At 68.2% G+C, this 12,369-nt stretch carries 9 protein-coding genes; 3 read left to right on the plus strand and 6 right to left on the minus strand.

Annotated features, from left to right (window positions below; genetic code table 11):
• The coding region (locus VN779_RS13270; protein ID WP_325722996.1) for a tetratricopeptide repeat protein at positions 1–3,045 on the plus strand (3,045 nt) is incomplete at its 5' end.
• A 469-nt stretch (positions 3,046–3,514) separates the two neighbouring features.
• Here the strand turns inward: VN779_RS13270 and VN779_RS13275 are convergent.
• Entirely contained in the window at positions 3,515–4,327 is an 813-nt protein-coding gene (locus VN779_RS13275; RefSeq protein WP_325722998.1) for an MBL fold metallo-hydrolase, read from the minus strand.
• Between the two features lie 90 nt (positions 4,328–4,417).
• Here VN779_RS13275 and VN779_RS13280 point away from each other — a divergent pair, with 90 nt between their 5' ends.
• Complete coding sequence (locus VN779_RS13280) at positions 4,418–4,792, plus strand: helix-turn-helix domain-containing protein (protein WP_325723000.1); 375 nt, start codon at positions 4,418–4,420, stop codon at positions 4,790–4,792.
• A 98-nt stretch (positions 4,793–4,890) separates the two neighbouring features.
• Here the strand turns inward: VN779_RS13280 and VN779_RS13285 are convergent, their stop codons facing one another.
• From VN779_RS13285 to VN779_RS13305, 5 genes are all read right to left on the minus strand, one after another.
• A complete protein-coding gene (locus VN779_RS13285) occupies positions 4,891–5,871 on the minus strand; it encodes a hydroxyacid dehydrogenase (protein ID WP_349260776.1) in 981 nt (326 codons plus the stop codon).
• Between the two features lie 77 nt (positions 5,872–5,948).
• Positions 5,949–6,866 carry a carbohydrate ABC transporter permease gene (locus VN779_RS13290; protein WP_325723004.1) on the minus strand — a complete coding sequence of 306 codons (918 nt, stop codon included), beginning with the start codon at positions 6,864–6,866 and terminating at the stop codon, positions 5,949–5,951.
• Positions 6,863–7,750: a sugar ABC transporter permease gene (locus VN779_RS13295; RefSeq protein ID WP_325723006.1), complete on the minus strand. Its 888-nt coding sequence runs from the start codon at positions 7,748–7,750 to the stop codon at positions 6,863–6,865. The genes VN779_RS13290 and VN779_RS13295 overlap by 4 nt, the downstream gene beginning before the upstream one ends.
• Before the next feature lie 70 nt (positions 7,751–7,820).
• Positions 7,821–9,176 (minus strand): sugar ABC transporter substrate-binding protein, encoded by a 1,356-nt coding sequence (locus tag VN779_RS13300; protein WP_325723008.1) that lies wholly within the window; start codon positions 9,174–9,176, stop codon positions 7,821–7,823.
• Between the two features lie 141 nt (positions 9,177–9,317).
• Positions 9,318–10,469 (minus strand): substrate-binding domain-containing protein, encoded by a 1,152-nt coding sequence (locus tag VN779_RS13305; protein ID WP_325723010.1) that lies wholly within the window; start codon positions 10,467–10,469, stop codon positions 9,318–9,320.
• Between the two features lie 78 nt (positions 10,470–10,547).
• Here VN779_RS13305 and VN779_RS13310 point away from each other — a divergent pair.
• Positions 10,548–12,369 (plus strand): DUF2264 domain-containing protein (locus VN779_RS13310; RefSeq protein WP_325723012.1); only part of this gene is annotated, 1,822 nt, incomplete at its 3' end.

Here is a 12,369-nt window from a genome sequence, read left to right on the forward strand (position 1 = left end):
CCCGCGCGCGTGCTACTCATCGCCCGCTCTGCGCAGGGTTGGCAGGCTGTGCAGGCCAAACTCCACAAGCTGCGCGCGAACGTCGATACCACAGCCCAGCGTCTGGATCCGTTACCCGACGCCGGGCACATCCGTGAGCGGATGTTCACCACCGCCCGGGACTGCTTCGCCCGCGCTTACCCCGAACTGGAGGGCGCGGCGCCGATAGCCCCGCCGAAATCGTTGGGCCTGCCGCACTTCGCACTGACCCTCACCGTGCACATGGCCGCGCTGGTCGCCGTCGACGCCGCCGCGCACGGCCGCGACGCGCCGGTCGATCCGCTCGGTCTGACCGTGTACCTGCTGAACCGTGAACACGAGAACTGGCGGCAGTTGTACGAAAACGCAGCCGGCGGCCTTGACTTCCAGACTCCTGACACGGTTCTGGCCCGGCTGGTGTTCATCGCCGCGCTCACCGGCGCCAGCGACCCCGAGGCAGCCGCCGAGCTGCTGAACAAGGCACTGCCCGGGGTGCCTACCGAACAAGCCATCCGCGACCACGCGCTGTGCTACCCGCCGACCGACCCTGCGGGCGTCAACACGCTGGAACCGTTGCTGCCGGATCGGCTCGCCGAGGACTTCCTGGCGCTCACCCTGCCTGGCAGTCCGACGGCCGATTACTCGGCCGACGACTGGGCGGCCGGCGCGGTGCGCATCCTCCTGCCAGCCGCGCCCACCGACAAGGCGCCGAGATTCACGCCTCGCGCGCTGACCTTTCTCGCGGCGGCCGCAGCGCGCTGGTCTCATGTCGGCCGCCTGCATCTCTTCCCGCTGCTCGACGGCAATCCCGCGATGGTCCGGGACGCGAACAGCGCGTCGATCACTGCTCTGGGCGAGTTGACCGAGTTGCCGGTCGAGCTGATGCGTTCGATCGACGAGCAGTTCCCGGACCGGCGCAGCGATCTTGATGTCGGGATCGCCGAGTTCACCCGGCGCCGCGTGCAGCGGCAGTTGGCCGCCGATCCCGAACCAGAGCCGACCGTACACGCCCGGCTCTGGTACGACCTGGCGTACCGCGAGTACGTCGTCGGCCGGTTCCCGGACGCACTGCCCGCAGCGCAGCGCGCCGTGGCGATCCGGGAGCGGCAGGGCGCGGGGCAGGAAGCTCGTCTGGCCGAGTCGCTGAACATGCTCGCCCTTGTGCTGTCCGACCTTGGGCGGTCCGCCGAAGCGCTCCAGTACGCCGACCGCGCCGTGGAGCTGAGCCGACGGGTGGCCGACGACGACCCGGCGCACGCGGTGAATCTGGCCCGGCACCTGCTCAACCGCGGCAGTCACCGGCACGATCTGGGCCAGTGGGCGGATGCGGTGGCGGACACCGCCGAAGCGGCGGACATCCGCGAACGGTTGGCCGACGGCGGTCCGCAGGCCACCGACGAGTTCGCCGACGCGCTGCACAATCTCGGCAGGATGCTGCGAGACGTCGGCCGGCGCGCTGAAGCCCTCGAGCGGGCCGAACAGGCCACTGCGCTGTACCGGGAACTGGCCGAGCGCGAACCGCTGGTCTACCGGCCGAAGCTGGCCATCGGACTGACCAGCGTCTCCAGCCTCCTGCTGGCGCTCGGCCGGCCGGACGAGGTCCTCAAACCTGCCCACGAAGCTGCCGAACTCTCCCGTGCCCTGGTGAAACTCAACCCCGTCTACGAGTCCGAGCTGGCCGCGGCGCTGACCAACATGTCAGGCGCCTACACCATGCTGCGCCAGTCGGCCGCCGCCTGCGAGGCCGCCGACGAGGCCGTGGCGCTCTACCGGGCACTCGCCCGAGCCAATGTCGGTTACCTGCGTCTGTTCGCGGACGCGCTGGACAACCTGGGCGGCGCGCTGCTCGGCACCGGTCGATCCGACGCGGCGCTCGCGGCCCGTGAGGAGTCGGTTACGATACTGCGCGAGCTGGCCGAGGAAAACCCGGAGGCCCACGAGACCTCGCTCGCCGACGCGCTGAACAACGTAGGCACGGTCCTGACCGACTTCAACCGTCCGGCCGACGCGCTGCGCTACACCGAGGAAGCGATCGCGATCCACCGGCGCCGCACCGATCACAGCGTCGACGCCAATCTGGCGACCGCGCTGCAGAACCGCGGCCTGCAGCTGGACTTGGCCGGTCGACATGACGAGGCCGTCGAACCAGCGCAAGAGGCAGTGGCGCTGTGGCGTGGGCTCGTCGAGCGAGACTCCGCCAGCCACGCCACCGGACTCGCGAACGCGCTCACCGCGCTCGGCCTCCTGCTGGGCATCGCGTCGCAGCCCGCGGCGGCGGAGAAGCTCGATGAGGCGGCGGCGATCTACCGGCGGCTCGGCGAGGCGTACGATCCGCACCTGGGTCGAGTGCTGCGCTCACTCGGCGACGTGCACACCGTGCTGGGCCAGCGCGAAGCGCTCGTCATCACGCTCGGCGAAGCCGCCGAGGTGCACCAGCGGCTGGCCGACCAAGACCCGGCCTACCGGCCGATCGCCTTCGACTTGTGGACCACGCTGGGAGGCGGGCGCTGGCGACTCGAGCAGCACGCGGCGGCGCTCACCGCCGCGCGACGTGCCGTCGATGTCGGCCGAACGCTGGCGGCGCAGGATCCGTCACTGCGGCCGCAGCTCGGCCCCGCGCTGCAGAATCTCGCGGTCTTCCTGGGCCTGCTCGGCCGGCGTGCCGAGGCGGTCCCGTTCGCGCGAGAACGCATGGACATGGTGCACGACCTGACGCAAGCCGATCCCGAGCACTTCAACCCGGCCGCACTCGGGATGGCCCAGGCGCAGGCCGTACTCCGGTATCTGCGGGACGCGGACGAGGACGCCGACCGGGACGGCATGCGAGCCGAACTGCTGGAGGCATCGGAGATCGACCGGCTGCTGGCCGATGAGCTGCCCGCCGAGCGGGCTGAGGAGGTGCGTGCCTGCTGGTCGGCGGCGGCACAGACGTTCGCCGAAAACGGCCAAACCGAGCTCGCGAGCGAGATCCACCGCCGATTCACTCGCTCTGCGGACTCAGCGGGTTCTCACCACGCAGCCCGATGACACCGTGGTGCGTTCTTCTTTCTCAGTCCTGGAACGGATGACGGTTAGGCCGCGACGTGTCCACTGCGGATCGCGCCGCTCTGGCACAAGCTTCAGGCAGCATCGTGGCGGTCCGCTGGCCGTCGACCGGGCGATCGTGATCGCCCGGTCGAGGGGGCGGGCACTGCGAGTGCTGGCGACGTCAACAGTTTGGCACCGCGTTGTCCACGAATGGCGTGCCGTGAAGCAAGCCGGAGGTTTGGCCGTTGTCATAGAAAGCGTCGGCCGAGGCGTAGAACTGTTCATCCCTGCCCGGCCGGGCGATGCGGTACCACCAGGTGTTGCCGTCGGCGACCTTGAAGCAGGTGAGCTTGTAGGCGATCTGTACGGTTGTGTACGAGGGGATCGTCGGGCCCTGCGATCCTCCGGCGTTGGTGTAATTGGTCCACGTGTGGGTGGGCCCGCGCAGGCGGCGGCCCTGGGCGAGGTGTCAGGGAGTGTGCGGGTCTGGCAGGGTGATGGGCTGGCCCGGGGTGGGCCAGTGCAGCGGGACGCCGGCGGCGTCGAAGACCTGCTGGACGTGGCTGCGGTCTTCCGTGTAGTGCGCCCAGCCTTCGGCGTGCACAGCCACCACGAGGGGGTCGCCGAGCAGGTGGCGGGCCTCGACGGCCTGGGTCGCGGTCAGCGACAGTCTTATGTCGCCGAGCTCCTCGAAGCCGGCCGCGCCCAGGTGCAGCAGCGCCACATCGACGCGGTACCGGTCCGCCAGGGCACTCATCGCGTCCAGGTCGACGGTGTCACCGGAGACGTAAACCGTCGGTGCCGAGCCGTCGTCGGTGTGCAGGAGGAAGCCGGTGACCGGACCGGTGATGGCCTCGGTGCCGACGGGACCGTGGCGGGCGGGGACCGCGGTGATGTTCAGCGGCGTGCGGCCCGGCTTCGACAGGGTCCGGGTCTGCCAGGGCTCCAAGCCGACGGCTGCGCCCCCGAGATCCTTGGCGCCGACGACGGTGGTGAACACCTCCGGGGCAGCGGAGGCCATCGCACGCCCGGCGGTGTCGAGGTTGTCCTGATGCTCGGTGTGGCTGACCACGACGGCGTCGAGAGTGGGCAGTTGTGCGGGCTCCAGCGCCGGGTCGGCGGTCTTGCGCACCATAACCGGGCCGTTCTGGTACTGGGTGCCGGCGGCGTCGAAGGTCGGGTCGGTCAGCAGCGTCCAGCCGGCCACGTGGATCAGCGCGGTGGGACCGCCGAGCACCGTCACGGTGTTCGCGGCGCGGGTCACGGCAACGTCGGTTACCACAGGTACTCCTTGACGATGAGGGGTTGGCTCCCTCACTCTGACCGAGTTACTTTCTTCTGGGAAGTACATACCTTTGGGTGAGGTGAGCACGTGCAGGAAAGCGCGCGGGGCAACGTCCGCGATCCCGCCTGCCCCGGCAGGCAGCTGTTCGACCTGGTCACCGCCCGGTGGTCCGCCCTGGTCCTGGTGGATCTCATGGACGGCCCGCAACGCTGGTCCGAGCTGCGCCGGCGGGCCGGCGGCGTCAGCGACAAGATGCTCGCGCAGACCCTGCGCGACCTCGAAGCCGGTGGACTGATCACCCGCACCGTGCACACCAGCCGCCCACCGACGGTGCAGTACGCCCTGACCGACCTCGCCCGCGGCGCCACCGCCGCACTGCAACACCTGCAGGACTGGGCCGAAGAACACACCGGCGACTACGCCCACCACCGACACACCCACACCGCCGACCTGAAGCCCTGAAAAGGGCAGGCTCGTCGTGCGCTCGCTCGTCGCACGTCAGCAGGTTGTGTTCGTCTGGGTGAGACGCGGTACGGCAGACCCCACTAGCGGACCGTTGCTCAGGCGGATCGTTCTAGGTCGGCGTACCGGACCTCGAACGCGAACGGCTCGCCGGACGCGTACCGCGCGAGCTCGTCGAGTGCAGACCGGCCCATGCGGCGCAGTTCATTGCCCAAGGAGCCGGCGATGTGCGGAGTGAGCAGCACGTTCGGCAGCTCGTACAGCGGTGATTCGTCGAGCAGGATCTCCGGATCCGCGGTGTCGAGTACGGCATTGATCCGACCCGTACGCAGCTCCCGCATGAGTGCCGCATTGTCGATCAGCGCGCCACGAGCGGTATTGATCAACGTCGCGCCGTCGCGCATGGCGGCCAGTCGCGCCCCGTCCATCATCGCTCTCGTGCCGGGCAGCGCGGGAGCGTGGAGGCTGACCACGTCGGAACGCGCGCACAACTCGTCCAGGTCAACGAGTTCGACGCCCAGCCGCTCAGCCCCCTGTTCGTTGACGTATGGATCGGCAAGGAGGACGTCCAGGTCGAACGGGCGAAGCAGTTCGATGACTCGCCGACCGATCCGCGAAGCGCCGACAATGCCTACCGTCTTGTGATAGTTGCCGATGTCGCGCGGGATCTCCGACGAACGCCAGGCGCTGCGCAGCTCCCCGTAGCGGCGGGCCATCCACAGCGTGCGTTTGTTCGCCAGAAGAATCATCGCCACGGTGTACTCGGCGACCGGCAGCGCGTTCGCAGCCGCGCCCGAGGAGACTCGTATACCGCGGCGGCGACACTCGTCCGTCACGATTGCCTTCACGCTGCCGGCCGCGTGGATCACCACCTGTAGCCGCGGCAGCACGGCGAGCGCCGACGCGTCGAGCCGGGGCGCGCCCCAACATGTCAGCAGCACTTCGGTCTGGCTGAGCGACGGGTGCGACCAGTCCTGCGCCGGCCCGTGGAGCACGGTGTTCGGATCGATGCGAGCCAGCGTCGAAAGCCGCACGATCGCGGCCTCGTCGAACAGCAGCGGCACAAACTCTGATGACATGGCCAAGTACGCCACGGGCGGTCCAGTGCCGTCGGCATCGCGCAACGGCTGGTCCGCCGACTCGCGCATGGGCGCCGTCATTTCACGCTTCCCGCCGTCAGACCGGCTCTCCAGAATCGCTGCAAGCTGATGAAGATCACCACCAGGGGCAGGATCGCGACGACGGAACCCAGCATGACGACCGGCAGCAGTGCGGGCCCTTCCGAGCTCAGCGACGTATTCAGCTCGTAGATGCCAAGGCTGACCGGAAACAGATGTTGATCGGTGAGCATGACCAGCGCGAGGAAGAAGCCGTTCCAGATCGCCGAGAACTGGAACAGCAGGATGGTGGTATAGCCCGACCGCAACATGGGCAGGCCGAGCTTGACGAACATCGCCAGCTCGCTCGCTCCGTCGATCCGCCCGGCCTCCAGCGTCTCGTTCGGCACATAGCCGGCTGAGAAGACGCGTGCCAGATACACGCCGAAGGGGTTGACCAGCGAGGGAATCAGCACCGCAAAGTACGTATTCACCAGGCCGGCCTTCGCGGCGAGCAGGTAGAGCGGCAGGGTCGTCGCTGCGGACGGCACGAGGACACCCAGCAGCACGAGGCCAAAAAGCCGCTCTTTCCCCGGGAATTCGTACTTGTCGAACGCGTAACCCGCGGCGACGCAGATCAGCGCGCCGACGCCCGCGCCGACACCGGCATACAGCAGCGAGTTCAGGAACCAGCGCCCGTATATGCCATCTTGGAAGCTCCATAGGAGCCGAAGATTGCCGACGATGTTGAAGTTGCGCAGGCTCAGAACATCCCCGGTCTGTACCGCGCCCGCGGTTTTGGCTCCCGCGAACACGGTCCACACCAGCGGGAAGAAGGTGTAGAAGGAAACGACCAGCAACAGCGTGTTGACAGCTGCGCGCGACGGTGTCCAGATCCGGCGGCGTCCGCTGCGTCCGCGGGCGCGGGACGGTGCCGCTGCGCCCGACGGCGCCGGCTCCGTCCGCGAGAGGCTCATGCCTGTCGCCATGGCTTACCGAAACGGGTAACGACGTAGGAGAGCCCGGCGGCGAGCGCGGCGAGGATGATCGAAGCCGCAGCCGCGGCGCCGTAGTCGTTGTTCCTCGTGAACGCCGCCGTGTAGGCGTAGAGGTTGGGCGTCCAATCCTGCGAGATTCCGGTGGACCCCGCGGTGGAAAGCAGGAGCGGCTCGGCGAAAAGCTGCATGGCGCCGATCGCCGAGAAGATCGCCGTCAGCGCCACCGCGGACCGGATGAGCGGCAGCTTGATGTGCCACGCCGTGCGCCATTCTCCCGCGCCGTCCACGACCGCTGCCTCGGCCATCTCTCGCGGGATCGCTTGCAGGCTCGCATAGTAGATCACGATGTTGTAGCCGAGGCTCTCCCAGAGCACGACGTTTATCAGCGACGGATACGTGAATCCGGGTCCGAGCGGTTCTATGTGCACGTGCCACGAACTCAGGGCTTTGACTACTGGACTCACCTGCGGCGTGTAGAGGTAAGCCCAGATCAGGGCTGCGATAACTCCTGGAACCAGGTGCGGGACGAACAGGCCGAGCTGCGCTGCCCGCCGCCCGAAGGCATACGCGCTGTCAAGCGCCAGCGCGATCACGACGCTCAGGCCCAGCACGAGAGGCACCGCGACCACGGCGTACAGCAGGACGTGCAGATAGCTCGACGTGTACGTGCTGTCGGTCAGCACGCGACGATAGTTGTCCAGACCCACCCACACCGAGTGCAAGCCCCCGAAGCCGAGACCGGACGCCCGTTGCGCGAACTGGCTCAGGTAGATCGCGTAACCGATCGGCGCGAGCACCGCGAGCGCGAAAACCGCGAAGAACGGTGCCATCAGCAGCAGCGCCGCGCCCGTGCCCCGCCGCACGGTAACGCCTGCCGTGACAGGCGCCGCACCGACGGCCGATGCGCGGCGGTTGATCAGTCGCACCGTCGTCTCAGTCCCGTACCTGTACATCGAGTCCGAGCGCTGACATCTCGCTCTTCGCGTCGGCCAATCCTGCGGCGACCGCGTCTTCGATGGTGCCGCCACCGGTCGAGATCTGCTTGAGCTTGGTAGTCATCACCTGGTTCGTCGCGGTCATGGTGGGACCGAAAATCGAAGGCTTGAGCGCGTGCGCGGCCGCGTCGAACGTGCTGTACACGTCCGTGCCGTAGTAGCTGGCGTTAAAGCTGGTGCGGGCTACTTGCAACGCGTCCGAGTCGGCGAAGTAGGCGCTTGAACCGCCGCTCACCCGCGCCTTCGCCGCTGCCGGGTCGCTCGTCATCCAGCGCGCGAACTCGACCGCGGCCGCGACGTTCTTCGAGGACTTGGCGATGGCGTACGACGATCCGCCGAGAATGCCGCTGGCCGGCTGCCCGTCGAAGCTCGGCAGCAGGCTGACGCCCCACTTGCCGGCCAGGCCGGGGAACGTGACGATGTTGGCCGCCGCGTTCCAGTTCACCGACACCTGAGTCAGGATATGGCCGCTGGCGACCTCGGCCGTGTAGCCGGCGGTGTTGCTGAGAACTGGAGCCACCAGCTTCTTGTCCACCATGCCCTGCCAGAAGGTGGTCACTTCGCGGGTCGCCGGGTCGGTGAACCTCAGCTGCCAGGTATTGCCGGAGGTGGCGAACCACTGGGCACCGGCCTGGCCGACCAGAGCTTCCAAGACCAGCGGGTCGTCAACGGTGTAGTTCGCCAGGTAATACCCCGGCTTCTGCGCCGCGAGCCTTTGCGCGTCTGCTTGGAAATCGGCCCACGTCTTGGGCACGGTCAGGCCGTATTGGGCAAACAGGTCCTTGCGGTAGTAGAGCACCTGCGCGCCGATGTCATTGGGCATGGCCCACTTCTTGCCGCCCAACGTCACCAGTTGCAGCGCCTGCGGCAGGTATCCCGATGCAGTCTGCGCGGTCACGTAGTTGCTGATGTCCACCACCTGGCCGGCGGCGACGAAACTCGGAAGCGCGCTGTACTCGGCGTTGAACACATCGGGCCCGGTGCCGGCCTTGAACGCGTCGGAGACCTTCGCGTACCCGCCCTTGGAGCCGCTTGGAATCTGCTGGAAGGTGACGTGGATCTTGGCGTGCGCTTTGTTGAACGCGTCGACCGCCGCCTGGCTGCCTTTGGTCCACGACCAGTACGTCAGGTTGTAGGTCTGGTTCGGATCCACCGACGGCGCCGCCGCGCCGCTCGACTTGCCGCTCGAACACCCGGCGAGCAAGGACACGGCCAGCACCATGGAGGACGCGATCAGGCCGCGGCTCGGTCGCTGGGTCCTGACTCTCCTTACGGCGCACATCGACAGGCGCATCCAAAACTCCTCGATATCCATCCGGCTGAGATACGCGGCACTGGAACGCGGGTCGGTGCCCCGGCCCGAAGAGCAAGCTGTGGCAGCGTGCGGTCGAGACTGACAACGAGTCAAGACCGTTTGATCGTTCGATCAAATCAGTCACGCGGGCTTGCCCGCTCCGCATGATTCGCGCACCCGCAACTCGGGCAAAAGGTCGAGATGATGCCGGGGGGCTCGGGCCGTCCCGGGGATGGCCCGGTACCGTTCCGCGAGCCGGCTAAGCACGAGCCGCGCCGCTGCCTGCCCGACCGCGAACCTCGGCGGCGCCACTGCAGTCAACGGTGGATCGGCCAGCGCGGCGAGTTCGTCGTCGTAGGCGACGACCGCGACGTCGTCCGGAACTCGCAGGCCGTGGCGCTGCAGCTGCTGAACGAAGTGCACCGCGTCCTGGTCGGTGTGCACCAGGGCGGCATCGAGCGCTCCGCGGCGTGCTCGATTGACCACCGCGGTCAACGTGGCCTCGATCTCAGTGAATTCCGGCCTAGGCCGCGTTGTGCACACCAAGCCGGCGGAAGCTGGCACGCCAAGGTGCTCGAGCGCGGCGTGGAAGCCGAGTTCCAGCTGGGCGGCCGTGGGCGATCCGCGCGCTATCAAGGCGATCTGCCGCCGACCCAGCTCGACCAGATGCCGCACGGCCAGGTAACTGCCGCTCGCATGCGCGGAACAGACGCGATCGAGCTCACCGACCGGAAAGCCGAGCTTGCCGCGCCGTTCGACCAGCACGGTCGGCACGCTCAGCCCTGCGGCACGATCGGCTTCGTCGTCAGGGGAGGTCCCCGTCGGCCATGCGGGCGTCAGGAGCAGAGCATTGACTCCGCGGGCCTGCATCTGCCGAATCTGGGCGCGTTCCTCGTCGATGTCGTAATTCGTGATCCCGACGACGAGCCGGGCGTTGGCCTCGGCCACCGCCGCCCGGGCGCCGCGGATGACGTCGGCGTAGTAGTACGGCGCGGTCGGCACCACCATGCCGATGACCGGACCGGGGAAGTCGCGCGATTCCCGCCATACGGGCAATCCCCGTCCGACGAGGGGTTCCATCGGTGAGTCCGCCCAGCCGGATGCCGCATTGACCGCGATCGCAACCCCATGCGACCGGCGCAGTGCCCCCTGCCGTTCGAGAGTCTCGACATCGCGCCGAGCCGTGACCGCCGAAACCGCCATCTCACGCGCCAGATCGGCGACCCGCATCCGTCCGCGCTGCCGCAGCAACGCGAGGATCCGCTCCTGCCGCTCTGACACAGGTTCGCGCACGGACGCATCCTTGCCCCGCTTTGAACGATCGGTCAACCGATCTGTTCCGCGCATTGGCAGTGCCCTACGATCCGGACCATGTCCAAGGGGTGGCGGCGGGTCGGTGAGCGGTCGGTGAACGGCATCGTCCGCCGCGACGCCATTTCGCCCTACACCGGAATGGTCCGGGAGCACTGGGAGGCGTGGGCGGACCGGCTCCTTGACGCGGTGCGGCCCTACGCGACCCCCACTTTCTCGCGGATCTCGCTGCCAGGGCCGCCTTCGGTTTCCGGAACGGACAGCGACGCGCTCGAGGGATTCGCTCGTACCTTCCTCCTCGCCGCGTTCCGGATCGCCGGGGCGCAGGGTGATCCATCGACGGTCGGGCCGCTGCTCGATCGCTACGCATCCGGGCTCGCCACCGGAGCCGATCCCCGCCATCCCGACGCCTGGCCACGCATTGACAGCGACTGCTGCCAGCAGATGGTCGAGGCGGCATCGATCGCCCTCGCGCTCCACGTGACGCGGACCTGGCTGTGGGACCGACTGTCCGCCTCGACCCGCGGACACCTCATGGACTGGCTCGGCGGATTCGTCGGCCGCCAGACGCCGCGCAGCAACTGGGTACTCTTCCGCACGATCGTCGAAGAATTCCTGGCCGGCGTCGGCGGACCGCACCGGCACGCCGAGATCGTCGACGGTCTCGACGCGATCGCCGGATGGCAGCTCGACGACGGCTGGTACACCGACGGCGAGGGACGGCGCATCGACCACTACAACGGCTGGGCGCTGCACCTCTATCCAATGTTCTGGACACAGCTCGCCGAGTGCGGCCCCCGCGCCGCACTGGCCGCCGAACTGCGCGAGCGATACCGCGTGCGCTTGAGCGCGTTCCTCGCCGACTACATCCATCTTGTCGGCGGTGACGGTGCCCCGCTGCACCAGGGCCGGTCGCTGACCTATCGAACGGCCGCCGCAGCTCCGTTGTGGGCTGGCGCTCTGTTCGACGCGACGCCGCTGGCACCCGGGCTCACCCGGCGAGCTGCCAGCGGCATCCTGCGATACTTCACCGATCGCGGCGTACCGGACGATCGCGGACTGCTGACTCTCGGGTGGCTGCGTCCGTATCGGGGCGTGATCCAACCCTACTCCGGGCCGGCCTCTCCCTATTGGGCATCGAAGGGTTTTCTCGGGCTTCTGCTACCGCCGACGCATCCGGTGTGGGTCGACAACGAGGAGCCGCTGCCCGTCGAACGCGGCGACGCCCTGCGCGCACTGCCTGGGCCGAACTGGATCGTCCAAGCGACGCGCGCCGACGGAATCGTGCGCGTCCACAACCACGGATCCGACCGCGCTGCGCCCGGAATCACAACCGACGACCCCCATTACGCGCGGCTGAGCTTCAGCACCGCCACGGCACCACGAAGCGATTCCGGGTGCCGCGTGACCGACGCAGCGGTCACGGTGATAGACCCGGACGGCGCCGAGGTCGGCTGGGGCCGGATCCAGCCGCTCGGCGTCGATGTGAGCGACGGCATCGGCCACGCCGCCTCGTGGCGCGCTCCCACGGCGGATGTGCGGATCGAGTCGCACGTGCTCGCCTTCGGCCGTTACGAAGTGCGCCTTCACGCGATCAGCGCTCCCCGCGGCTGGACGGTCCGAGAAGCGGGGTACAACCTCTCCGGAGTCAGGTCGGCCACGGTACGTCGTGGCGCACAGTGGATCGCCGCCGAGGGCGAACGAGGCAGATGTACCGCCATCTCCCCACTGCTCGGATACCAGACCGCTGACGTCGAGATCGTCGAACACGTCGATGCTCTCGGGAACGTCTCAGCCGTGCCTTACCTCGTCGGTCACCACTGCGGCGGTGACGCTCTCTATGCCGCATGCATACTGCTCAGCGGTGAGCCCTTCGATATAG

It is taken from the genome of Actinocrinis sp., from assembly GCF_035605935.1.
In the GTDB taxonomy this organism is placed as follows: domain Bacteria; phylum Actinomycetota; class Actinomycetes; order Streptomycetales; family Catenulisporaceae; genus Actinocrinis.